The 24,758-nt window shown below is 58.6% G+C and carries 22 protein-coding genes and 2 tRNA genes; 2 read left to right on the top strand and 22 right to left on the bottom strand.

Going from position 1 to position 24,758, the window contains the following annotated elements; translation table 11 throughout:
- Positions 1–26: 26 nt before the first annotated feature.
- Entirely contained in the window at positions 27–311 is a 285-nt protein-coding gene (locus tag M2401_RS24365; RefSeq protein ID WP_259106827.1) for a DUF2845 domain-containing protein, read from the top strand.
- A 229-nt stretch (positions 312–540) separates the two neighbouring features.
- Here M2401_RS24365 and M2401_RS24360 read toward each other — a convergent pair whose 3' ends face one another.
- From M2401_RS24360 to rlmE, 16 genes are all read right to left on the bottom strand, one after another.
- Entirely contained in the window at positions 541–897 is a 357-nt protein-coding gene (locus tag M2401_RS24360; protein ID WP_259106695.1) for a BON domain-containing protein, read from the bottom strand.
- 292 nt (positions 898–1,189) lie between these two features.
- Positions 1,190–3,295, bottom strand: a complete 2,106-nt coding sequence (gene pnp, locus M2401_RS24355; protein WP_259106693.1) for a polyribonucleotide nucleotidyltransferase — start codon at positions 3,293–3,295, stop codon at positions 1,190–1,192.
- Positions 3,296–3,468: 173 nt separating this feature from the next.
- Positions 3,469–3,738, bottom strand: a complete 270-nt coding sequence (gene rpsO / locus M2401_RS24350; RefSeq protein ID WP_259106691.1) for a 30S ribosomal protein S15 — start codon at positions 3,736–3,738, stop codon at positions 3,469–3,471.
- A gap of 144 nt (positions 3,739–3,882) precedes the next feature.
- A complete protein-coding gene (truB, locus tag M2401_RS24345; RefSeq protein ID WP_259106689.1) occupies positions 3,883–4,800 on the bottom strand; it encodes a tRNA pseudouridine(55) synthase TruB in 918 nt (305 codons plus the stop codon).
- 3 nt (positions 4,801–4,803) lie between these two features.
- On the bottom strand, positions 4,804–5,205 hold the full coding sequence (gene rbfA / locus M2401_RS24340; protein ID WP_259106687.1) for a 30S ribosome-binding factor RbfA: 402 nt from the start codon (positions 5,203–5,205) through the stop codon (positions 4,804–4,806).
- 157 nt (positions 5,206–5,362) lie between these two features.
- On the bottom strand, positions 5,363–7,900 hold the full coding sequence (infB, locus tag M2401_RS24335) for a translation initiation factor IF-2 (protein WP_259106685.1): 2,538 nt from the start codon (positions 7,898–7,900) through the stop codon (positions 5,363–5,365).
- A gap of 26 nt (positions 7,901–7,926) precedes the next feature.
- Complete coding sequence (nusA, locus tag M2401_RS24330) at positions 7,927–9,408, bottom strand: transcription termination factor NusA (protein ID WP_259106683.1); 1,482 nt, start codon at positions 9,406–9,408, stop codon at positions 7,927–7,929.
- A gap of 59 nt (positions 9,409–9,467) precedes the next feature.
- A complete protein-coding gene (gene rimP / locus M2401_RS24325) occupies positions 9,468–9,926 on the bottom strand; it encodes a ribosome maturation factor RimP (RefSeq protein WP_259106681.1) in 459 nt (152 codons plus the stop codon).
- A gap of 131 nt (positions 9,927–10,057) precedes the next feature.
- Positions 10,058–10,134: transfer RNA gene (locus tag M2401_RS24320), tRNA-Met, on the bottom strand.
- A gap of 96 nt (positions 10,135–10,230) precedes the next feature.
- A tRNA-Leu gene (locus M2401_RS24315) sits at positions 10,231–10,316 on the bottom strand.
- 47 nt (positions 10,317–10,363) lie between these two features.
- Positions 10,364–10,747, bottom strand: coding sequence for a preprotein translocase subunit SecG (gene secG, locus M2401_RS24310; protein ID WP_259106825.1), 384 nt, complete (start codon positions 10,745–10,747; stop codon positions 10,364–10,366).
- Positions 10,748–10,751: 4 nt separating this feature from the next.
- Positions 10,752–11,507 carry a triose-phosphate isomerase gene (gene tpiA, locus M2401_RS24305; protein ID WP_259106679.1) on the bottom strand — a complete coding sequence of 252 codons (756 nt, stop codon included), beginning with the start codon at positions 11,505–11,507 and terminating at the stop codon, positions 10,752–10,754.
- Between the two features lie 66 nt (positions 11,508–11,573).
- Complete coding sequence (glmM, locus tag M2401_RS24300; RefSeq protein ID WP_259106677.1) at positions 11,574–12,914, bottom strand: phosphoglucosamine mutase; 1,341 nt, start codon at positions 12,912–12,914, stop codon at positions 11,574–11,576.
- A 15-nt stretch (positions 12,915–12,929) separates the two neighbouring features.
- On the bottom strand, positions 12,930–13,781 hold the full coding sequence (gene folP / locus M2401_RS24295) for a dihydropteroate synthase (protein ID WP_259106675.1): 852 nt from the start codon (positions 13,779–13,781) through the stop codon (positions 12,930–12,932).
- 8 nt (positions 13,782–13,789) lie between these two features.
- The gene (gene ftsH / locus M2401_RS24290) at positions 13,790–15,700 is read right to left on the bottom strand and encodes an ATP-dependent zinc metalloprotease FtsH (protein WP_259106674.1); all 1,911 of its coding nucleotides are present in this window, start codon (positions 15,698–15,700) and stop codon (positions 13,790–13,792) included.
- Positions 15,701–15,894: 194 nt separating this feature from the next.
- Positions 15,895–16,545, bottom strand: a complete 651-nt coding sequence (rlmE, locus tag M2401_RS24285) for a 23S rRNA (uridine(2552)-2'-O)-methyltransferase RlmE (RefSeq protein ID WP_259106672.1) — start codon at positions 16,543–16,545, stop codon at positions 15,895–15,897.
- A gap of 103 nt (positions 16,546–16,648) precedes the next feature.
- Here rlmE and M2401_RS24280 point away from each other — a divergent pair, with 103 nt between their 5' ends.
- A complete protein-coding gene (locus M2401_RS24280) occupies positions 16,649–16,957 on the top strand; it encodes a YhbY family RNA-binding protein (RefSeq protein ID WP_259106670.1) in 309 nt (102 codons plus the stop codon).
- A gap of 24 nt (positions 16,958–16,981) precedes the next feature.
- On the opposite strand, the gene M2401_RS24275 is transcribed toward M2401_RS24280, so the two are convergent.
- From M2401_RS24275 to dnaJ, 6 genes are all read right to left on the bottom strand, one after another.
- Positions 16,982–17,425, bottom strand: a complete 444-nt coding sequence (locus M2401_RS24275; protein ID WP_259106668.1) for an MFS transporter — start codon at positions 17,423–17,425, stop codon at positions 16,982–16,984.
- Entirely contained in the window at positions 17,403–17,879 is a 477-nt protein-coding gene (gene greA, locus M2401_RS24270; RefSeq protein ID WP_259106666.1) for a transcription elongation factor GreA, read from the bottom strand. The genes M2401_RS24275 and greA overlap by 23 nt, the downstream gene beginning before the upstream one ends.
- Positions 17,876–21,097 (bottom strand): carbamoyl-phosphate synthase large subunit, encoded by a 3,222-nt coding sequence (gene carB / locus M2401_RS24265; RefSeq protein ID WP_259106664.1) that lies wholly within the window; start codon positions 21,095–21,097, stop codon positions 17,876–17,878. The genes greA and carB overlap by 4 nt, the downstream gene beginning before the upstream one ends.
- 133 nt (positions 21,098–21,230) lie before the next feature.
- Positions 21,231–22,367, bottom strand: a complete 1,137-nt coding sequence (gene carA / locus M2401_RS24260) for a glutamine-hydrolyzing carbamoyl-phosphate synthase small subunit (RefSeq protein ID WP_259106662.1) — start codon at positions 22,365–22,367, stop codon at positions 21,231–21,233.
- Positions 22,368–22,704: 337 nt separating this feature from the next.
- A complete protein-coding gene (dapB, locus tag M2401_RS24255) occupies positions 22,705–23,508 on the bottom strand; it encodes a 4-hydroxy-tetrahydrodipicolinate reductase (RefSeq protein WP_259106660.1) in 804 nt (267 codons plus the stop codon).
- Between the two features lie 10 nt (positions 23,509–23,518).
- On the bottom strand, positions 23,519–24,655 hold the full coding sequence (gene dnaJ / locus M2401_RS24250; RefSeq protein ID WP_259106658.1) for a molecular chaperone DnaJ: 1,137 nt from the start codon (positions 24,653–24,655) through the stop codon (positions 23,519–23,521).
- Between the last annotated feature and the right edge of the window lie 103 nt (positions 24,656–24,758).

Here is a 24,758-nt window from a genome sequence, read left to right as displayed (position 1 = left end):
CCCGCACGACCTGTTGGCGCGCCGTACTGCTGATCGTCTCTGCAAGCCTGTGCTCCCTCGCCCATGCCGACACCCTGCGTTGCGGCAGCCAGTTGATCAGCGTGGGCGACAGGGCCTTCGAGGTGCAGCAGAAATGCGGCACGCCGGTAAGCCAGGACCTGATCGGCACCAAGTCCACCTTCAGCCATTACCGCCAGCGTGATGAAGTGAAGGTCGAAGAATGGATCTACGGGCCCAATAACGGCATGTATCAGTATCTGCGCTTCGAGGGTGGGCGGTTGGTGCGCATTGATAGTCGGCGTGGGGATTAGCGCCTTTCAGATTCAAATGCAATCCCTGTGGGAGCCGGCTTGCTGGCGATCGAGTGCAAAGCACTCGTAATAGCGTCATAGACCGGCCCAACGCTATCGCCAGCAAGCCAGCTCCTACATTGCATTCCATATACAAATTTTGTTGCCAATCTGCAGATATAAAAAGGCCCCGACACAAGGTCGGGGCCAGCAATGCCCTTATCCAGGACTCAGGGCAAACGCTTGAACCTTACTCGGCTTTCAGGCCATCAGCCGATACAGCACGTACGCCTTTGATTTTCTTGGCGATAGCCACTGCGGTGGTTTTCTGGGCTGCAGTAATAGCTACTGTCGATGACAGGGAAACCACGCCTTTGTTGGTTTCGACCTTGATGTCGGTGCCAGGGATACCTTTCTCGGTTACCAGGTCGGATTTGACCTTGGTGGTGATCCAGGTATCAGAAGTCTCTTCCTTGGCCTTGGCCACTTCACCGGCAGCAATCACCATTGGCTTTTGGGACGGAGCAGTCGTATCGGCAAACGCAGCGTTTGCCAGGGTCAGCGTCAGGGCGGTGGCAGTAGCAGCAGCGATAGCGAACTTCTTCATGGGGTAACTCCTGTTTTTCTTCAAGATCTGCGCCAGTATCAATCGTGGCAGCAGGGTTACCATTACTATCGCAATCGCTGTGCCAATCCGATTTTAAAATTTAGTCCTTTAAAATCAATAACTTGAAAAATACACTAATTCACCCGATCGTGCAGATTGCCCGTTCGCCCCTGAGCGCACATGCAAGTTGCATGTGTATCAAAAACAGCAAAAAGTTCCCTTGTGGATTTTTCACGCGCCCACGAAAAAGGGCCCCGAAGGGCCCCTCTCGTAACGCCATGCTACGGGGTGATTAAACGCCCGATGCCTTGGCTGCTGCGACGTCTTTGATCGACAGCTTGATACGGCCGCGGTTGTCCACGTCCAGTACCAGTACTTCAACTTCCTGGCCTTCTTTCAGGATGTCGGTAACTTTCTCTACGCGAGCGTCGCTCAGCATCGAGATGTGCACCAGACCGTCCTTGCCAGGCAGGATGTTGACGAATGCGCCGAAGTCGACGATGCGCTCAACCTTGCCGACGTAGATCTTGCCGATCTCGGCCTCAGCGGTGATACCCAGGACGCGCTGACGTGCTGCCTCAGCCGCTTCCTTGGATTCGCCGAAGATCTTGATGGAGCCGTCGTCTTCGATGTCGATCGAAGCCTTGGTCTCTTCACAGATGGCACGGATGGTGGCGCCGCCTTTACCGATGACGTCACGGATCTTGTCGGTGTCGATCTTCATCGCGATCATGGTCGGAGCATTTTCCGACAGTTCGCTACGGGACTGACCGATGATCTGGTTCATCTGACCGAGAATGTTCAGGCGAGCTTCCAGGGCCTGGCCCAGGGCGATCTCCATGATTTCTTCGGTGATGCCTTTGATCTTGATGTCCATCTGCAGCGCGGTAACACCTTTGGCAGTACCGGCTACTTTGAAGTCCATGTCGCCCAGGTGATCTTCGTCACCCAGAATGTCGGTCAGGATGGCGAACTTCTCGCCTTCTTTGACCAGACCCATGGCGATACCGGCAACAGGTGCCTTCATCGGTACGCCAGCGTCCATCAGAGCCAGGGAAGCGCCGCAGACCGAAGCCATGGAGCTGGAGCCGTTGGACTCGGTGATTTCCGACACAACACGGATGGTGTACGGGAACACGTCGGCAGCAGGCAGCATGGCCTGGACCGAACGACGAGCCAGACGACCGTGACCGATTTCACGACGACCCGCGCCGCCCATGCGACCACACTCGCCCACCGAGAACGGAGGGAAGTTGTAGTGCAGCATGAAGGGGTCTTTTTTCTCGCCTTCGAGGGTGTCGAGCAGCTGTGCGTCACGCGCAGTACCCAGGGTGGCAACGACCAGTGCCTGAGTTTCGCCACGGGTGAACAGCGCCGAACCGTGAGTCTTCGGCAGAACACCGACTTCGATGTTCAGCGGACGTACAGTTTTGGTGTCGCGACCGTCGATACGTGGCTTGCCGTTGACGATGTTTTCGCGAACGGTGCGGTATTCGATTTCGCCGAAAGCGGCTTTGACTTCGCTGGAAGTCGGCTGGCCTTCTTCACCGGACAACTTGGCGACGATCTGGTCTTTCAGCTCGCCCAGACGAGCGTAACGGTCGGCCTTGACGGTGATGGTGTAGGCCTGGGAGATCGCGTCGCCAAATTCGGCACGGATGGCGCCCAGCAGCGCGGTGGCTTCCGGCTTGGCTTCCCAGGCCCAGGTAGGCTTGGCAGCTTCAGCGGCCAGCTCTTTGACAGCCTTGATCACCGACTGGAATTCGTCGTGGGCGAACAGTACAGCGCCCAGCATCTGGTCTTCGGTCAGCTCTTTGGCTTCCGATTCAACCATCAGAACGGCTTCTTCGGTACCGGCAACGACCATGTCCAGGCTCGAAGCCTTGAGTTGCTCGTAAGTCGGGTTCAGCAGGTAGCCGGTGCTTTCGTGGAAAGCAACGCGAGCGGCGCCGATCGGGCCGTCGAAAGGGATGCCGGAGATTGCCAGGGCAGCCGAAGTACCGATCATCGCAGCGACGTCCGGATCGGTTTTCTTGCTGGTGGAGACGACGGTGCAGACAACCTGCACTTCGTTCATGAAGCCTTCAGGGAACAGCGGGCGGATCGGACGATCGATCAGACGCGAGGTCAGGGTCTCTTTCTCGGAAGGACGGCCTTCGCGCTTGAAGAAACCACCAGGGATCTTGCCGGCGGCGTAGGTTTTTTCCTGGTAGTGCACGGAAAGGGGGAAGAAGCCTTTGCTTGGGTCAGCAGTCTTGGCGCCGACCACAGTCACGAGAACGGTGACGTCGTCGTCAACGGTGACCAATACAGCACCAGAGGCTTGACGGGCAATACGGCCAGTCTCGAGGGTTACGGTCGATTGACCGAATTGAAACTTTTTGATTACCGGGTTCACGGTTTCCTACCTTCTTTGTGGCTCTTGGGGGAACTGGTTTCTTGCGAATTCTTGGGCAGCGAGGGGAATCGGACCCTTCGGCAGTCCAGATAAAACTAGAGGCTGGGAGCCTGCCAGAACCACCGGATAACCGACGGCTCATGACAGACAACCAACCTCTTACCGCATCGTTATTAGCGACGCAGACCCAGACGAGCAATCAGGGAGCTGTAACGGCTAACGTCCTTACCTTTCAGGTAATCCAGCAGCTTGCGACGCTGGTTTACCATACGGATCAGACCGCGACGCGAGTGGTGGTCCTTACCGTTGGCCTTGAAGTGGCCTTGCAGTTTGTTGATGTTGGCGGTCAGCAGTGCAACTTGCACTTCTGGCGAACCAGTATCACCAACAGCTTGCTGGTAGTCGGTTACGATTTGAGCTTTATCTTCAACGCTGAGTGCCATTTGGGCATTCCTTTATCAAGAAACCGCTCCAGGGAGACGGTTTCAACAGGCCGAGGGCAAACCCTCGTATTAAAAAGTGAGAAATGACCGTGCCTGTTGACAGCCATCCTCGTACCCAAGCCATTCACATGGCCCGGGGTCCGGTCATTCTGACCGAATCAAGCGACGCGGCGCGATACGCCCGTCTTCACTCACTTCACCGATACCGATGAAGCGTCCTTCATGATCTTGCACCCGAACCATGCCTGACTGCGGCGCGTCCGGTGCTCTTACGGGCTGACCATGCAGCCAATAGAACGAACTGTGCTCGGAAAACTGCAACAGCGGCCAGTGTAGCAACCCACTGTCGGAAGGCATGAGAAATTGGTCAATGGCTTCATTGCCACCCTCAGCATGCACCCGCTCCAGCTCTTCCAGGGTTACGGTCTGGGCCAGGTTGAATGGTCCCGCTTGTGTGCGGCGCAACTGCGCTACATATGCACCACAACCCAGTTTTTCACCAATATCTTCGACCAGCGTGCGGATATAGGTGCCTTTGCTGCAATCGACCGCCAAACGGGCAGTCTCGCCTTCGCAGGCAAGCAATTCCAGGCGCGCAATAGTAACAGAACGCGCCTCGCGCTCCACCACTTCCCCGGCACGGGCCAGCTTGTACAGGGGCTGGCCATCACGCTTGAGGGCCGAGTACATCGGTGGTATCTGACTGATTTCGCCACGAAAAGCCGGCAATGCCGCTTCGATATCGGCACGACCAACGGTCACCGGACGCACCTGAAGAACATCACCTTCCGCGTCGGCGGTGGTGGTGGTCTTGCCCATCTGCATCAGGGTTTCGTAGCCTTTGTCGGAATCGAGCAGGTATTGCGAGAACTTGGTCGCCTCACCGAAGCACAGGGGCAGTACGCCTGTGGCCAGTGGATCGAGGCTACCGGTATGCCCGGCCTTCTCTGCATTGAGCAGCCAGCGCACCTTCTGCAAGGCCGCGTTGGAAGTGAAGCCCAGTGGCTTGTCGAGCAGGATGATTCCGCTAACGTTGCGGCGTATACGCTTGACCTGAGCCACGCCTTACTCCTCAGTACCGTCTGGCTTTTCAGCCTGTGGGTGCTGACCGTCTTCGGCTACCGCACGCTCGATCAACGCCGACAGGTGCGCGCCACGCACGACGCTTTCGTCGTAGTGGAAGTGCAACTGAGGCACGCTGCGCAGCTTCATCTCACGGGCCAGCTGCATGCGCAGGAAGCCAGCGGCAGAGTTCAGTACCTTGATCGACTGGGCGATATCTTCGGCGCTGTCCTGCCCCATCACGGTAATGAAGATCTTGGCGTGGCCAACGTCACGGCTGACGTCGACAGCGGTAATGGTGACCAGGCCTACGCGCGGGTCTTTTACTTCGCGACGGATCAGTTGGGCCAGCTCGCGCTGCATCTGATCGCCGATACGTTGGGTACGGCTGTATTCTTTTGCCATGTCTTGTTACCTGTCACTGACCTGCGGCACTACCGCATGGTCTGAAAGCGGCAAACGCCCGGCCTGGCAGAAGCCGGACCGGGCGTTGCGTTTAGAGTCCAGGGCGGGCGCAGGCATTTTCATGCGACGACCCACCATGGCTCCTACAGCTCGCGACTTAAAGGCTGCGAGCCACTTGGACCTTCTCGAAGACTTCGATCTTGTCACCGACCTTGACGTCGTTGTAGCTCTTGACGCCGATACCGCATTCCATGCCGGCACGTACTTCGGAAGCGTCATCCTTGAAGCGGCGCAGGGATTCCAGCTCGCCTTCGAAGATAACGATGTCTTCGCGCAGTACACGGATTGGACGGTTACGGTGAACAACACCTTCGATAACCATGCAACCTGCGATCGCACCGAACTTAGGCGAACGGAACACGTCACGCACTTCGGCGATACCCAGGATGTTCTCCCGGACGTCGCTGCCAAGCATGCCGGTGAGGGCCTTCTTGACGTCTTCGATGATGTCGTAGATCACGTTGTAGTAACGCATATCCAGGCCTTCCTGCTCGACGATCTTGCGAGCGCCAGCATCGGCACGCACGTTGAAGCCGAACAGTACAGCGTTGGAAGCCAGTGCCAGGTTGGCGTCGGACTCGGTGATACCACCGACACCGCCACCGACAACGCGCACTTGCACTTCGTCGTTACCCAGGCCGTTCAAGGCGCCGTTCAACGCTTCGAGGGAACCACGGACGTCGGATTTGAGGACGATGTTGAGCGTCTTCTTCTCTTCCTGACCCATGTTCTCGAAGATGTTTTCCAGCTTGCCGGCGTGAGCACGAGCCAGTTTGACTTCGCGGAACTTGCCTTGACGGAACAGAGCCACTTCACGGGCTTTCTTCTCGTCAGCCACAACGCTCATCTCGTCGCCAGCGTCCGGGGTACCGTCCAGGCCGAGAATCTCGACAGGGATGGAAGGACCGGCTTCCTTGATGGACTTGCCGTTCTCGTCGAGCATGGCACGTACACGGCCGTAGTTCGAACCGACCAGGACCATGTCGCCTTGACGCAGCGTACCGTCCTGAACCAGCACGGTGGCCACCGGGCCACGGCCCTTGTCCAGGCGCGATTCAACGACAACACCACGGCCAGGAGCCGACGGCGTAGCAGTCAGTTCCAGAACTTCGGCTTGCAGCAGTACGGCTTCGAGCAATTCGTCGACGCCAGTACCCATCTTCGCCGAGACCGGTACGAATGGCGTGTCACCACCCCACTCTTCCGACGTCACGCCGTGGACCGACAGTTCGCTGCGGATGCGATCGAGATCGGCGCCCGGCTTGTCGATCTTGTTCACTGCCACGACCAGCGGAACACCGGCGGCCTTGGCATGTTGAACAGCTTCGATGGTCTGCGGCATTACGCCGTCGTCCGCCGCAACCACCAGGATCACGATGTCGGTCGCCTTGGCACCACGGGCACGCATTGCGGTAAACGCGGCGTGACCAGGGGTGTCGAGGAACGTCACCATGCCACGGTCGGTTTCGACGTGGTATGCGCCGATGTGCTGGGTGATACCACCGGCTTCGCCAGCAGCTACCTTGGCACGACGGATGTAGTCGAGCAGGGACGTCTTACCGTGGTCAACGTGGCCCATTACGGTCACGACTGGTGCACGGGAAACTGCCTCACCTTCAAACTTCAGGGACTCGGCCAGGGAATCTTCCAGGGCGGTGTCGCTGACCAGGGTCACTTTGTGGCCCAGTTCCTCGGCAACCAGTTGAGCAGTTTCCTGATCGAGTACCTGGTTGATGGTCGCTGGCGTACCCAGTTTGAACATGAACTTGATGATTTCAGCAGCCTTGACCGACATCTGCTGGGCCAGATCGCCCACAGTGATGGTCTCGCCGATCTTCACTTCGCGCACGACAGGGCCGGTTGGGCTCTGGAAACCGTGGGCGTTGCGTTTCTTCAGCTTGGCCTTGCCACGACCGCCGCGACGGAAGCTATCGCTTTCTTCATCGGTGGTACGCGGAGCAACACGCGGGGCCGGAGCCTTTTCCTTGACGGAGGCGCGGTGCGGGGCGTTCTTGCGATCGCCGTCGCTGCTGCCACGACGGTTGTCGTCGGCACGCGGCTTGTCAGGGCGACGCGGTTCGTCACGCTTGCGCGCATCGGCAGCAGGTGCTGTAGGTGCGTCGATGGCCGAATTGGCGATCGCTTCAAGAACCGGAGCAGCCGATACAGCAGGCGCCGCTTCCTGAGCAGGAGCAGCAGCGGACGAATCCTGAGCAGCAGCCGGCTGGCGACGCGCTTCTTCTTCGGCGCGACGCTTGCTTTCTTCTTCAGCCTTCTGACGCGCAGCATTCTCTACTGCACGACGCTCGTCCTGCTCGCGCTTGCGCTCAGCTTCGATTTCTTCGGGGCTGCGCTGTACGAACACTTTCTTCTTGCGCACTTCAACGCTGATGCTCTTGCTGCCAGCAACGCGCAGGGTGCTGGTGGTCTTGCGCTGCAAGGTAATCTTGCGAGGCTCTTCCACCTTGGCCTTGTGACCGCTTTTCAAATGCGTCAACAGGGCTTGTTTCTCGTTATCGGTCACAACTTGCTCGGCGGCGGTGTGCGGCAGACCTGCCTCACGCATCTGCTGTAACAGGCGCTCTACCGGTGTGTCGACCACTTTGGCCAGTTCTTTCACCGTGACTTGCGTCATGCACTTCTCTCCTCAGGCCGCGCCACTTACTCGAACCAGTGGGCTCGGGCGGCCATGATCAACTTGCCGGCACGATCATCGTCAATGCCGTCGATGTCGAGCAGGTCATCAATAGACTGCTCGGCCAGGTCTTCGCGGGTAATTACGCCGCGCACCGCCAGTTCCATCGCCAAATCCTTGTCCATACCCTCAAGCGAGAGCAGGTCTTCGGCCGGATGGGCGTCTGCCAGCTTTTCCTCAGTAGCGATAGCTTTGGTCAACAAACGATCCTTGGCACGAGCACGAAGCTCGTTGACGGTTTCTTCGTCAAAGCCGTCGATGTTGAGCATCTCTTCCACCGGTACGTAGGCAATCTCTTCCAGGCTGGTGAAGCCTTCGTCGACCAGCACCTGTGCCAGATCTTCGTCGACTTCCAGCTCGTCGATGAAGTTGCGCAGGATGTCGCCGGTTTCCGCTTGTTGCTTAGCCTGGATGTCCGATTCGGTCATCACGTTCAGGGTCCAACCGGTCAATTGACTGGCCAGACGCACGTTCTGACCGCCACGGCCGATCGCCTGGGCCAGATTGTCCGCGCCGACGGCGATGTCCATTGCATGGGCATCCTCATCAACGATGATTGCCGCGACTTCAGCGGGCGACATGGCGTTGATGACGAACTGTGCAGGGTTATCGTCCCAAAGAACGATGTCCACACGCTCGCCACCCAGCTCGCCCGATACAGCCTGAACACGCGAACCGCGCATGCCGATACAGGCACCTTGCGGATCGATACGCTTGTCCTTGGAACGGACAGCGATTTTTGCACGAGAGCCCGGATCACGGGAGGCAGCCATCACCTCGATCAGGCCTTCGGCGATTTCCGGTACTTCAATGCGGAACAGCTCGATGAGCATTTCCGGAGCCGTACGCGAGAGGATCAACTGAGGACCACGGTTCTCGGTGCGGATTTCCTTGAGCAGGGCACGCACGCGAACACCGACACGGAAAGTCTCCCGCGAAATGATGTCCTCACGTGCCAGCAGGGCTTCGGCGTTGTTGCCCAGGTCAACGATAACGTTGTCGCGGGTAACCTTTTTGACCGTACCGGAAATGATTTCACCCAGACGCTCGCGATAGGCGTCCACGACCTGGGCACGCTCGGCTTCACGCACTTTCTGCACGATGACTTGCTTGGCAGTCTGCGCAGCGATACGGCCGAACTCGATGGATTCGATTTTCTCTTCTACTACATCACCGACCTTCGCGCCGGGATGAGTCAGTGCAACCTTGCTCGGCCAGGTTTCGATGGCCGGATCATCAAGGTCGTCTTCTTCAACGACGGTCCACAGACGGAACGTCTCGTAGTTACCGGTCTGGCGATTGATTTCCACACGCAGTTCTACTTCATCTTCAAAGCGTTTCTTGGTAGCCGTGGCCAAAGCCAGCTCCAGCGCTTCGAAAATCACACCGGCCGGTACGCCCTTTTCATTGGATACCGACTCAACAACCAGCAGTACTTCTTTGCTCATCGTACGCCTCGCCTTTCGCAAGCCATTGGATCCGCGGGATCCGCAGTATCTGGCACGCCTCAGTCAAACTTGGGAATAATGTTGGCTTTGTCGATCCCGTCGATCGGCAACAGGAACTCATGGTCATCTACCTGCACCACGATGTCCTGCTCCTCCACCCCGCGGAGAAGGCCCTGAAAATTGCGTCGACCTTCAAATGGCGAGCGCAACTTTATCTTCACTTGTTCCCCGGCGTGCGCAGCAAACTGTTCGATGGTGAACAGTGGGCGTTCCATGCCAGGTGAAGACACTTCGAGCGTGTATTCAACAGCGATCGGGTCTTCAACATCGAGAATCCCGCTAATCTGGCGACTGACAATTGCACAGTCATCAACCAGGACGCCGCCTTCTTTATCGATATAAATACGCAACATCGAGTGACGACCCTGTGCCGTGAACTCGATACCCCAGCATTCATAGCCCAGGGCCACGACCACCGGGGCCAGCAAGGCCTGCAACTCTTCTAGCTTGCTCGACACTTGAACCCCCTCGTGCATGCTTTAAAAATAAAAAAATGGGCGAAACGCCCATCCATGAGAACGCTGTCAAAGCAGCGTTATAGACTGTCCAGCTAACAAAAAGCCCCTTTAGAAAGGGGCTCCGCTAGAACTGGTTGCGGGGGCTGGATTTGAACCAACGACCTTCGGGTTATGAGCCCGACGAGCTACCAGACTGCTCCACCCCGCGACAAAGCTGGGGCGGAAGTATACGGCTGATCCCTTTCAGGGTCAATCGAACATCCCACCTACAAGAAAGCCCGCTAATGCGGGCTCTCCTGATAATTGGTACCGAGAAGGGGACTCGAACCCCTACACCCTATGGGCACAACCACCTCAAGGTTGCGTGTCTACCAATTCCACCACCTCGGCAATACAACTCTTTTGGCAGCCTCTACAACACTGCCTGATCCTGCTTGTTACTTCTGCTCTGGAGCTTGAGGTACATCAGCCGGAGTTACCGCTGGCTTTTGTTGCCCTTCGAGCACTGGCACATCATCTGCTGCCGGCTTTTTCTTCACTTCCATTACTGCTGGATCTGGCAAACCTACTTGAGTCAGCTGGTGAGCTTTCTCTTTAGCAAAGTAACCTAACCCCAAGCTGGTTATGAAGAAACAGGCGGCTAGTATAGCAGTAAGTTTACTAAGAAAGGTAGAGGAACCTTGGCCTCCGAAGACAGTATTTGATGCACCTGCTCCGAAAGACGCACCAGCGTCCGCACCTTTACCCTGTTGCAGCAACACCAGAACAACAACGCCCAGAGCGCCCAACAGATGAAAAACGACTACGACTGTTTCCAGCATTTTTTCAGTTTCCCGCGGCGCGACAAATCGCACCGAACTCATCTGCATTCAGGGAAGCTCCACCAATGAGCCCCCCATCGATATCCGGCATGCTGAACAGTTCGGCCGCATTGGCCGCCTTCACGCTGCCGCCATAAAGAAGGCGCACGCCTTGTGCGACTTCGGCATTCTCTTTCGCCAACTGCGCACGAATAGCTGCGTGCACATCCTGCGCTTGTTGCGGCGAAGCCGTCAGTCCGGTGCCAATGGCCCAGACTGGTTCATAAGCAATCACTGCATTTACAAATGCATCAACGCCCAGTTCTTCAATGATGCTGTCCAGCTGACGCCCGACGATCTCGAGTGTCTTGCCTGCTTCACGCTCCTGAAGGGTTTCCCCTACACAGAGCACAGGCGTCAGGCCACTAGCCTGAGCTGCCGCGAACTTGCGGCTGAGGACTTCATCATGCTCACCCAGAAGCTGACGACGCTCCGAGTGACCTACGAGAACCAGCTTGCAACCGACTTCAGCGAACTGCGCCGGCGATACTTCACCGGTCAAGGCACCTTGCGCAGCCTGGGTTGCAGAGTTCTGCGCACCCACGGCAATCGACGTACCTTGCAGAGCATCGATCACCTGAGTGACATACAAGCTCGGCGGAAAAACCGCTACTTCAACATCACCGGGCAGCGCCTGAGCACTCAGGCCCTGTATCAGCTCAGCGACGCTGGAGCGGGTACCGTGCATTTTCCAGTTACCAGCTACCATTGGGCGACGCATGCTGCACCCCGTCAGTCAAAGTGGGCGCAGATGTTACCCAACAGTTTCAACACTGGCAAGCCGAAATCAGGCGCAAACTTCTGTAACCAGTTTTGCCAGCTCCTCGGCGTAGCCGGTAACCTGCGCTTCGTCCTCGCCCTCGACCATGACCCGCACCAGCGGCTCGGTGCCGGACTTGCGCAGCAGCACCCGACCACGACCGCCCATGGCCGCCGTAACGCGGGCACAGGCTTCGGTAACCGCAGGATGGCTGACCGGATCGATACCCCCGGCAAAACGCACATTGATCAGCACCTGCGGGCACTTGCGCAGGGCCTGACGAGCCTGCGCCAGGCTTTCCTGGCGACGACGCAACGCAAGGATCACCTGCAGCGCAGCGATGATCGCATCGCCTGTGGTCGTATTCTGCAGACACACCACGTGGCCGGAGTTCTCGCCACCGATCTGCCAGTTGCGCTCCAGCAACTCGGCGATCACGTAGCGGTCACCGACATTGGCGCGCACGAAGGGAATATTCAGTTCAGCCAGGGCCAGTTCCAGGCCGAGGTTACTCATCAGCGTGCCGACTACCCCACCCTGCAGACGTCCACGCTCTTGCAGATCACGCGCGATGATGAACAGCAGGTCGTCACCATCGACGATGGCACCAGTGTGATCGACCATCAGCACCCGATCGCCGTCGCCATCGAAACCGATACCCAGGTCGGCCTTCTCGGCCAGCACCGCCGCCTGCAACGATTCCATATGGGTCGAACCACAGTTCTCGTTGATGTTCAGGCCGTTGGGTTGCGCCGACAGTACGGTGACCTGGGCGCCCAGCTCACGGAAGACATTGGGCGCAACCTTGTAAGTCGCGCCGTGGGCGCAGTCGATGACCAGACGCAGCCCGGCGAAGTCGGTGCTGGTCGGCACACTGCTCTTGCAGAATTCGATATAGCGGCCTGCGGCGTCGTTGATCCGCGAGACCTTGCCCAGCTTGTCCGACTCGACCACGGTCATGGGCGTGTCGAGCAGCTCTTCGATCATCATTTCGATCTCGTCCGGCAGCTTGGTGCCCTGGCCGGAGAAGAACTTAATGCCGTTATCGTAATGCGGGTTATGCGAGGCACTGATCACGATGCCGGCTTCGGCATGGAAGGTCCGCGTCAGGTAGGCGATGGCAGGCGTCGGCATCGGCCCCAGTAGCATGACATCAGCACCGGCGGCAGACAGGCCGGCTTCCAGCGCGGATTCGAACATGTAACCGGAGATCCGCGTGTCCTTGCCGACCAAAATGCGGCAGGCGCCAAGATGACGAAATGCCATACCAGCAGCCCAACCGAGGCGCAGCATGAAATCAGGCGTGATAGGAAATTGCCCGACGCGACCGCGAATACCGTCGGTCCCGAAATATTTTTTAGTTGTCATGGATGCTCCATCTTTCTATTCAGCTGACTCGACAGCGGCAATCATCCGCACAACGTCAATCGTTTCGGCGACATCATGCACGCGCAGGATCCGCGCACCCTTGACCATCGCCAATGCAGCGAGGGCCAGGCCACCGTACAGACGTTCACCGACTGCTCGCCCCAGAACCCCACCGATCATGCTTTTGCGCGAGACACCGACCAGCAGAGGACGACCCAATGCATTGAGGGCCTCCATATGCTTGAACAGGCTCAGGTTGTGATCCAGGCTCTTGGCAAAGCCAAAGCCGGGATCGAGGATAATGCGCTCGGCAGGTATTCCCACCGCCGCACAGGCATCCATGCGCTCGACGAGAAAGGCACTGACCTCACCGAGCAGATCCTGGTAGTGCGGATCATCCTGCATATTCCCCGGCTCACCGAGCATATGCATCAGGCACACCGGCAGACCGGTGGCGGCAGCCGCATCAAGGGCGCCATCGCGGCGCAGGGAGCGCACGTCGTTGATCAAGCCCGCTCCCAGGCGCGCCGACTCGCGAATCACCGCTGGCGTGGAAGTATCGACAGAGATAATTACATCCAGCTCGCGATTCAACGCCTCGACCACTGGCGCCACCCGCTCCAGCTCTTCCAGTGGCGATACGACACGAGCGCCCGGGCGAGTCGACTCACCGCCAACATCGATCAGCGTGGCGCCCGCAGCAACCATGGCCTCGGCGTGGCGCAGAGCCCCATCAAGCTGGTTGAAGCGACCACCATCGGAAAAGGAGTCAGGCGTGGCGTTGAGGATGCCCATCACGTGGGTGCGGGACAAATCAAGAACCCGGTTGCCGCAAGGCAACCGGGTTGGGTGAAACACTGAAGTCATGTCAGACCTTAATGTTCAGCGGCAGGGCCACCGATTGGCGTTTCAGGGCGCGGATCCACTGGTGGCAGCGGTGTACCGGAAGTGCCCGAACCACCGCCTTCCCAGTCACGTGGCTCACGTGGCGGGCGGCCAGCCATGATGTCGTCGATTTGATCGGCATCAATGGTTTCGTACTTCATCAGGGCATCAGCCATGGCATCGAGCTTGTCGCGGCTGTCCGTCAGGATCTGCTTGGCGGTGCCGTAGCACTGATCGATGATCAGGCGCACTTCCGAGTCGATCAGTTTGGCTGTTTCACCGGAGAAGCTGGAGTTCTGGCTGCCGCCACGACCGAGGAAGCCCGAGTCTTCATCTTCGGCATACATCAGCGGGCCGAGTTTTTCCGACAGCCCCCACTTGGTCACCATGTTCCGTGCAATCTGGCTGGCACGCATGATGTCGTTGGAGGCGCCAGTGGTAACACCGTCGAAGCCCAGGGTCATCTCTTCGGCGATACGCCCGCCATACAGCGAACAGATCTGGCTGATCAGCGCACGCTTGGACAGGCTGTAACGATCTTCTTCCGGCAGGAACATGGTCACGCCCAGGGCACGACCGCGCGGGATGATCGATACCTTGTAGACCGGATCATGCTCAGGCACGACACGACCCACGATGGCATGGCCTGCTTCGTGATATGCGGTGTTGCGCTTCTCTTTATCGGACATGACCATGGATTTGCGCTCGGCGCCCATCATGATCTTGTCTTTAGCGAGCTCAAATTCCTTCATTTCAACAATGCGCTTGCCGGAACGAGCGGCGAACAGCGATGCCTCGTTGACCAGGTTGGCTAGGTCGGCACCGGAGAAGCCCGGCGTACCACGGGCGATAACACCCGGGTTGACGTCTTCGCCCATAGGCACTTTGCGCATGTGGACCTTGAGAATCTGCTCACGGCCACGGATATCCGGCAGACCAACAACCACCTGACGGTCGAAACGGCCCGGGCGCAGCAGCGCAGGGTCGAGGACGTCCGGGCGGTTGGTTGCAGCGATGACGATGATGCCGTCATTCATCTCGAAGCCGTCCATCTCTACCAGCAACTGGTTGAGAGTCTGTTCGCGCTCATCATGACCGCCACCCATGCCGTTGCCGCGATGGCGACCGACGGCATCGATTTCGTCGATGAAGATGATGCACGGAGCGTGCTTCTTGGCTTGTTCGAACATGTCACGGACGCGACTTGCACCAACACCCACGAACATCTCGACGAAGTCGGAACCGGAGATGGTGAAGAACGGCACCTTGGCTTCACCAGCGATCGCCTTGGCGATCAGGGTCTTACCGGTACCCGGAGGGCCAACCATCAGCACGCCGCGGGGAATGCGACCGCCCAGACGCTGGAATTTGCCCGGATCACGGAGGAATTCGACCAGTTCGCCGACTTCTTCCTTGGCTTCGTCGCAACCGGCAACGTCAGCCAGTGTGGTCTTGACCTGATCCTCGGAGAGCAGGCGCGCCTTGCTCTTGCCAAAGCTCATCGGCCCGCCCTTGCCTCCCGCACCACCTTGCATCTGGCGCATGAAGAACATGAACACGGCGATGATCACCAGAATCGGAAAACTGGCGACCAGCAGTTGCGTCCAGATACTTTGCTGCTCTGGTTGCTTGCCTTCGATCACCACGTTGTTATCGACCAGGTCACCGATCAGACCGTTGTCCTGGATTGCCGGACGGATGGTCTTGAAGGTGTCGCCGTCGTTACGCTTGCCCGTGATGACGTAGCCGTCCACGGCAACTTTCTCGACCTTGCCATCCTTGACCTGCTGGATGAATTCGGAATAGTTGAGGGTCTGCGGCTCGTTAGGGCTGGAGAAGTTGTTCATCACCGTCACGAGGACTGCCGCGATGATCAACCACAGGATCAAGTTCTTTGCCATGTCGTTCAATTAGCTACCCTCTGAAGCAAGCTCCACGCAGCAAGCGTGCCTCGCATGATATTCACCGGCCTAACTTACTACAGAACCCACAGATGTGGCAGGCACCGTCTGTAACCCTTTGTGAAACATTTGACCGCAAGATGCTCGTACAAGTGCTATCCAAAGGGCTATTAGATTATACCTATCACCCTGCTTCAAAAACGCTCGATACTCTCCGAACCCTCTACCCCACGGAAGCCACGGGCCAGCAAATACTGCTCCCGCGAGCGATCGCGCGAAGACAACGGCTTGCGCATCTGAACCTTGTCGAACAGCTTGCGAATGTCCTTGTGATAGACATCAAAGCCTTCACCCTGGAAGACCTTGATCAGAAAATCACCACCTGGGCGCAGAACGCGGCCTGCGAGATCCAGTGCCAATTCACACAGGAACATTGCGCGTGGCATATCCACAGCGCTCAATCCACTCATATTGGGGGCCATATCGGAAATCACAAGGTCTACCTGTGTATTACCGACCGCGTCGAGGATTTGTGCAAGCACGGCGTCCTCGGTGAAATCGCCCTTGATGAAGGTCACGTCAGGGATACTGTCCATATCCAGGATATCGGACGCAATCAGCCGACCCTGACCGCCAATCAGACGACTGGTCACCTGGGACCAGCCACCCGGCGCGGCGCCGAGATCGATCACGGTCATGCCGGGACGGATGATTTTGTCCTTTTCCTGGATCTCCAGCAGCTTGTAGCTGGCGCGGGAGCGATACCCGTCTTTTTGCGCCATTTTGACGTACGGGTCGTCAAAGTGTTCTTTGAGCCAGTTATGGCTTGTCTTGGATCGGGCCATAGGGCACCTCGAAAATAACGAGTCGTGATTAACTTGGGCGGCCCCGGACTCGCTCGGGTAAACTGGCCGCCGTTTTTACAAGATCAGACACAGAGGTCAGATTATGCCGCTCACTCCGGAGCAGAAGAAACAGTACAAATCCATTGGTCACCATCTGAAACCGGTATTGATCGTGGCGGACAATGGCTTGACTGAAGGTGTTTTGGCCGAACTTGAACGCGCACTGGGCGATCACGAGCTGATCAAGATCAAGCTCAACATCCTCGATCGCGAAAGCCGCTTGGCGACCATCGCCGAGCTGTGCAAGACAGGCAAGGCGGATCTGGTGCAAGTCATCGGCAAGATGGCGTTGATCTATCGCAAGAACCCCAAGGTCAACAAGCAACTGTCCAACGTTCACCGCGCCAACTGATATACGTGAAGAACAGGGCCGCCTTCAGCGCGCCCTGCCATTCCTTCCCGGTATCGGCTGCACGACCAGCAACAAACCAGCCAGCCCCAATACCAGATAACTCAATAACTGCCAGTGCACAGCATCCGGCAGCCAGTGTTTGAGCGTGTAATAACCCGCAGCAGCCAGCAATGCGATAGACAATAGCTGGCCACGCAGATCACGCCACAGGCTCGCCAACCGTTCGACCTTGATCAGCACGGCAATCTGCAACAGCACACAAGCAGCGGCAAACCCCACCAGCAGACCACCGGACAGATTGGCGAACTCGTCGATCAACAACGGCGCCAGGCCTGTCTGATCCATTACCGCCAAAGTCGCCAGATGCAGCAAGACCAGGCCACCCACCCAAAGTGTCTGGGTGAGTTGCCAGATAATGGCGCCCGCTGGAAACGGGCGGCCAAGGTCAAATGTGGCGGACTTGGACAATCTCGTACTCGATCACACCGCTCGGTGTCTTGACGACGACCACATCACCTTCTTCCTTGGCGATGAGGGCACGGGCGATAGGCGAACCTACCGAGATCTTGCCGAGCTTGATATCAGCCTCGTCTTCACCAACGATCTGGTAGGTCACGCTTTCGTCGGTTTCGACGTTGGCGATTTCTACAGTCGTACCGAAGATCACCTTGCCGGTGTGAGGGATGGTCGTCACGTCGATGATCACAGCGTTCTGCATGCGACCTTCGATGTCACGAATCCGCGCCTCGACCATACCCTGCTGCTCGCGGGCAGCATGGTATTCAGCGTTTTCCTTGAGGTCGCCCAGCTCCCGCGCAGTACCGATATCGGAACTGAGCTTGGGACGCACGACCTTGGTCAGGTGAGTGTGTTCTTCTTCCAGGGCTTTGGCGCCCTGGACGGTCATTGGGTATTTGATCATGCCTTCAATCCTGCATGTAGATCCTGCAAGCGACGCACGGTCTTTTCCGGACCGAACTTGAGCGCTTCGCAGATGGCCTCGCCCGCAGCAATGGTAGTGGTGCAGTAGATCTTGTGCTGCAGGGCATTACGACGGATGGAATAGGAATCGGCGATCGACTGGCGACCTTCGGTGGTGTTGATGATCAGGGTGACTTCGTCATTCTTGATCATGTCGACCACGTGTGGACGGCCTTCTGTCACCTTGTTCACGCGACGAACCTTCAGGCCCGCCTCTTCGATCAGGCGCGCAGTACCGGCAGTGGCGACGATTTCGAAGCCCAGGCCGATCAGGTCGCGAGCAACGCCGGCAACCAGTGGCTTGTCGTCATCACGCACGCTGATGAACGCAGTACCGCCGGTCGGCAGCACTTCGCTGGCGCCCATCTGCGCCTTGGCAAAGGCTTCGCCGAAGCTGTCGCCCACGCCCATGACTTCACCGGTGGACTTCATCTCTGGGCCGAGAATCGGGTCGACGCCCGGGAACTTGGCGAACGGGAACACCGCTTCTTTGACGCTGTAGAAGTTCGGGATGATTTCCTTGGTGAAGTTCAGCTCTTTCAGGGTCTTGCCGGCCATGACACGAGCGGCAACCATCGCCAGGGAGACACCGATGCACTTGGACACGAACGGTACGGTCCGGGAAGCGCGCGGGTTGACTTCGATGACGTAGATATCCTCGCCCTGCAGGGCCAGCTGTACGTTCATCAGGCCGACCACGCCCAGCTCCAGAGCCATCTTCTTGACCTGCTCGCGCATCTCGTCCTGGATGTGCGCTGGCAGCGAGTACGGCGGCAGCGAGCACGCGGAGTCACCGGAGTGAACGCCCGCCTGCTCAATGTGCTGCATGATCGCGCCGATGACTACGTCTGTGCCGTCGCTGACCGCATCCACGTCCATCTCGATGGCGCAGTTGAGGAAGTGGTCCAGCAGCACCGGGCTGTCGTTGGACACTTGCACCGCTTCACGCAGGTAGCGCTTGAGTTCTTCTTCTTCGTAGACGATTTCCATCGCCCGGCCGCCCAGTACGTAGGACGGACGCACGACCAGCGGGTAGCCGATCTTGCTGGCAGCGCGAATTGCTTCGTCTTCGCTGCGCACGGTGGCGTTTGGCGGCTGACGCAGGTTCAGGCGCTCGACCATCTGCTGGAAGCGCTCGCGATCTTCAGCACGGTCGATGGCATCAGGGCTGGTACCGATGATCGGCACGCCAGCCGCTTCCAGGGCGCGAGCCAGTTTCAGCGGGGTCTGGCCGCCGTACTGGACGATCACGCCGTGCGGCTTCTCGACGCGGACGATTTCCAGCACGTCTTCCAGGGTAACTGGTTCGAAGTACAGGCGATCGGAGGTGTCGTAGTCGGTGGAAACGGTTTCCGGGTTGCAGTTGACCATGATGGTCTCATAGCCATCTTCGCGCAGAGCGAGGGCAGCGTGGACGCAGCAGTAGTCGAACTCGATGCCCTGGCCGATACGGTTAGGACCGCCACCGAGGATCATGATTTTCTTGCGATCCGACGGCGCGGCTTCGCACTCTTCCTCGTAGGTCGAGTACAGGTAGGCGGTGTCGGTGGCGAACTCGGCGGCGCAGGTGTCGACGCGCTTGTAGACCGGGAACACTTCGAGCTTGTGGCGATGAGTACGCAGGTTCTTCTCGGTGACGCCCAGCAGCTTGGCCAGACGCGCGTCGGAGAAACCTTTGCGCTTGAGGCGATACATCAGGTCGCGGTCGATGGCCGACAGCCCCAAGGTCTTGACCTTCTCTTCGTCCTTGATCAGATCTTCAATCTGTACCAGGAACCAAGGGTCGATCATGTTCATGCCGAAGATCTGCTCGACGGTCATGCCGGCACGGAAGGCGTCAGCCACGTACCAGATACGCTCGGCGCCCGGCACGGTCAGTTCGCGCTTGAGTACGCTCATGCTTTCCGGATTGCTCAGGTCCAGCTTCGGATCCAGGCCGCAAACGCCCACTTCCAGGCCGCGCAGGGCTTTCTGCAGGGATTCCTGGAAGGTGCGGCCGATGGCCATGACTTCACCGACCGACTTCATCTGGGTGGTCAGGCGCGCGTCGGCCTTGGAGAACTTCTCGAAGGCGAAACGTGGCAGCTTGGTCACGACGTAGTCGATGGACGGCTCGAAGGACGCCGGGGTCTTGCCGCCGGTGATTTCGTTTTGCAGCTCGTCGAGGGTGTAGCCGATTGCCAGCTTGGCGGCAACGCGGGCGATCGGGAAGCCGGTGGCTTTCGATGCCAGGGCCGACGAGCGCGATACACGCGGGTTCATCTCGATCACGACCATGCGGCCGGTGTCCGGGCAGATGCCGAACTGAACGTTGGAACCGCCGGTTTCGACGCCGATTTCACGCAGTACCGCCAGGGAGGCGTTACGCATGATCTGGTATTCCTTGTCGGTCAGCGTCTGGGCTGGCGCAACAGTGATGGAGTCGCCGGTGTGGACGCCCATCGGGTCGAAGTTCTCGATGGAGCAGACGATGATGCAGTTGTCCTTTTTGTCGCGGACCACTTCCATTTCGTACTCTTTCCAGCCGATCAGCGATTCGTCGATCAGCAGTTCCTTGGTCGGCGACAGGTCCAGACCACGGGTGCAGATTTCTTCGAATTCTTCACGGTTGTAGGCGATGCCGCCACCGGTGCCGCCCATGGTGAAGGACGGACGGATGATGCACGGGAAGCCCAGCTTCTCGAGCACTGCGTAGGACTCTTCCATGGTGTGGGCGATACCCGAGCGCGGGCAATCCAGACCGATGGATTTCATGGCCTTGTCGAAACGCGAGCGGTCTTCGGCCTTGTCGATGGTGTCGGCATTGGCGCCGATCATTTCCACACCGAACTTCTCCAGAACGCCTTCGCGCTCCAGGTCAAGGGCGCAGTTCAGCGCGGTCTGGCCACCCATGGTCGGCAGCAGCGCGTCCGGACGCTCTTTCTCGATGATCTTGGCAACGGTCTGCCACTTGATCGGCTCGATGTAGGTGGCGTCGGCCATCGACGGGTCGGTCATGATGGTCGCCGGGTTGGAGTTCACCAGGATGACGCGGTAACCCTCTTCGCGCAGGGCTTTACAGGCCTGGGCGCCGGAGTAGTCGAATTCACAGGCCTGGCCGATCACGATGGGGCCGGCGCCGAGAATCAGGATGCTTTTAATATCTGTACGTTTTGGCATGGGTTGTCACTCAAATCCGCAAGTCAGTCGGCAAGCCGTCTTGAATTTTCTTCTGAGGTGGCCGGGTGGTTCAGCACCGAACAGCGTGTCGTTCGGGCCCGGCCATCTTCGCGCTACATTTTCAAGGCAACCGTCAGCGGCGCTTGGCCATGGCTTCGATAAAGCGATCAAACAGTGGCGCAACGTCGTTCGGGCCCGGGCTCGCCTCAGGGTGACCCTGGAAGCTGAACGCGCTTTTGTCGGTGCGCTCGATACCCTGCAGGGTGCCGTCGAACAGCGACTTGTGAATGGCGCGCACGTTGCCCGGCAGAGTGGACTCGTCCACCGCAAAACCGTGGTTCTGGCTGGTGATCATGACGACACCCGTGTCCAGGTCCTGCACCGGGTGGTTGGCACCGTGGTGACCATGACCCATTTTCACGGTCTTGGCACCGGAGGCCAAGGCCAGCAGTTGGTGGCCCAGGCAGATGCCGAACACCGGGATCTCGGTTTCCAGGACTTCCTGAATCGCCTTGATCGCGTAGTCGCACGGCTCAGGGTCACCTGGGCCGTTGGACAGGAACACGCCGTCCGGCTTGAGGGCCAGCACGTCGGCCGCAGGCGTTTGCGCCGGGACCACGGTCAGGCGGCAGCCGCGCTCTACCAGCATGCGCAGGATGTTCAGCTTGACGCCGTAGTCGTAGGCGACGACGTGGTACGGCAGCTCTGCATCGGCGATGTCAGGATGGCTGTCGGTTTTCAGGCTCCAGACGCTGGAGCGCCACTGGTAGCTCTTCTTGGTGCTGACTTCCTTGGCCAGGTCCATGCCCTTGAGGCCCGGGAAGCCGCGCGCTGCGGCGATGGCCGCTTCTTCGGAAATGTTGTCACCGGCCAGAATGCAGCCGTTCTGTGCGCCTTTCTCACGCAGGATGCGGGTCAGGCGACGGGTGTCGATACCGGCGATGGCAACAACCTTGTTTGCCTTCAAGTAGTCCCCGAGGGACATCTTGTTGCGCCAGTTGCTGGCTACCAGAGGCAGGTCACGAATGACCAGGCCAGCTGACCAGACACGATCGGACTCGGCGTCTTCCGGCGTGGTGCCGGTGTTGCCGATGTGCGGGTAAGTCAGGGTAACGATTTGCTGGGCATAGGAAGGATCGGTAAGGATTTCCTGATAGCCTGTCATTGCGGTGTTGAACACCACCTCACCAACGGTTTGACCGTCGGCTCCAATGGCTTCGCCGCGAAAAATGCTGCCATCAGCAAGGGCAAGTATGGCTGGCTTAGTCAAGAAGACCTCCCGTAGTTAAAGCCTGAAAGGGCATTCGCAGGTTGCAAAAAAGCGGAATGACGTAATACGTCACCCCGCTTTCTTATAGAATCATCTGCGCGCTTTTAGTGGACACACTAAAGCTGTAGCTTACAGAAAAAGCCTGTTTTGGTCTACCGGAAAAGAGTCTGAAAGGCGGGGTAATGCGACAGGGAGATTAATTTCCTGGCCTTGCGCCAAATCGTGGGAGCCGCCTTGGTGGCGATCGAGTGCGCAGCGCTCGCGATTGCATCATTGACCGACCCGACGCAATCGCCAGCAAGCCGGCTCCCACAAGATCTCATTCCAGACCTAAAACCTAGCGCAGATCCAGCACATCCTGCATGTCGTACAGACCCGGCGCCTGACCATCGAGCCACAGGGCCGCGCGAACGGCGCCCTTGGCAAAGGTCATGCGGCTAGACGCCTTGTGAGTGATCTCGACACGCTCACCATCGGCAGCGAACAGCACGGTGTGATCACCGACAATATCCCCGGCCCGCACGGTAGCGAAACCAATGGTCTGACGATCACGCGCGCCAGTCTGGCCTTCGCGGCCGTAGACCGCGACTTCACTCAAGTCACGACCCAGGGCATTGGCCACCACCTCACCCATGCGCAACGCCGTACCCGACGGCGCATCGACCTTGTGCCGATGATGCGCTTCGCTGATCTCGATATCCACGTCGTCACCCAACACCCGCGATGCGGTGTCGAGCAGCTTCAGACACAGGTTGACCCCGACGCTGAAGTTGGCGGCGAAGACAATCGGAATCTCCTTGCCAGCATCAACCAGGCGCTGCTTCTCTTCCGCACTGAAACCCGTGGTGCCGATGATCATGGCCTTGCCCGCCTTGCGGCAGAAAGCCAGGTTCTTCAGGGTCACCGACGGGTGGGTGAAGTCGATCAGCACGTCGAACTCGTCAGCCACATGAGCCAGGTCGCCCGACAGCTGCACCCCAATACGCCCCAGACCCGCCAGTTCACCGGCATCGGCGCCGATCAGCGTGCTGTCCGGCTTGTGCACGGCAGCGGTCAGACCCGCACCAGGCGCCTTCTGCACCGCTTCGATCAAAGCCTTGCCCATGCGCCCGGCGGCGCCCATTACAGCAATACGTCGCATAGCCTGCCCCTTACAAATCGCCGAAGAAACGCTTCACACCCTCGAACCAGCCACTGGCTTTCGGGGAGTGAGTGTTATCGCCCTCAAGGGAGGTACGGAATTCTTCGAGCAGTTCGCGCTGACGACGACCCAGGTTGACCGGGGTTTCAACGGCGACACGGCACATCAGATCGCCCGCACCACCGCCGCGTACAGGGGCAACGCCCTTGCCGCGCAGACGGAACTGCTTGCCGGTCTGGGTACCTTCAGGGATTTTCAGCTTGACGCGACCATCCAGGGTCGGCACTTCCAGCTCGCCACCCAGGGCGGCGTCGGTGAAGCTGATCGGCACTTCGCAGTACAAATGCTTGCCATCGCGCTGGAAGATCGCGTGCTCGCGCACGTTGATCACCACATACAGGTCGCCGGTAGGACCACCCTGGGCCCCCGCCTCGCCTTCGCCGGACAGACGAATGCGGTCGCCGGTATCGACACCAGGCGGCACCTTGACCGACAGGGTCTTGTACTCTTCGACACGGCCTTCACCGTTACACGAATCGCACGGATCGGAAATGATCTTGCCGTGGCCATGGCAACGCGGGCAGGTCTGCTGCACCGAGAAGAAGCCCTGCTGCATGCGCACCTGACCGATACCGCCGCAGGTCGGGCACGTCACTGGCGACGAGCCTTTCTTCGCGCCGCTGCCATCACATGGCTTGCAATTGACTAGCGTCGGCACACGGATATTCACGGTCGTGCCGCGCACCGCTTCTTCGAGATTCAGCTCCAGAGTGTAGCGCAGGTCGCTACCACGCTGCGCGCCGCCACGGCCACCGCCCTGACCCCGGCCACCGCCGAAGAAATCGCTGAACACATCACCGAAGATATCGGAGAAGTTCGCGCCACCGGCACCGAATCCACCACCGCCGCCACCCATGCTCGGGTCGACACCGGCATGACCGTACTGGTCATAGGCAGCTCGCTTGCTGGCATCGGAAAGCACTTCGTAAGCTTCGTTGGCCTCTTTGAAGAGATCTTCCGACGCTTTGTCGCCCGGGTTGCGGTCAGGGTGATGCTTCATCGCCAGACGACGATAAGCCTTCTTCAGGTCTGCTTCACTGGAGCCGCGCTCCACTCCCAGCACTTCATAAAAGTCACGCTTCGACATAATTCATTTGCACTCTTGAGGACGTCCGGCCAACGCTCCTGAGGGTGCATGGAGATGATCCATGCACCAAAAAAATTCTGATGTTCCAGACACGCCAACGCGG

The sequence above is a fragment of the Pseudomonas sp. JUb42 genome, from assembly GCF_024807945.1.
Taxonomy (GTDB): Bacteria; Pseudomonadota; Gammaproteobacteria; order Pseudomonadales; family Pseudomonadaceae; genus Aquipseudomonas.
This window is presented reverse-complemented; position numbering and strand designations above follow the sequence as displayed.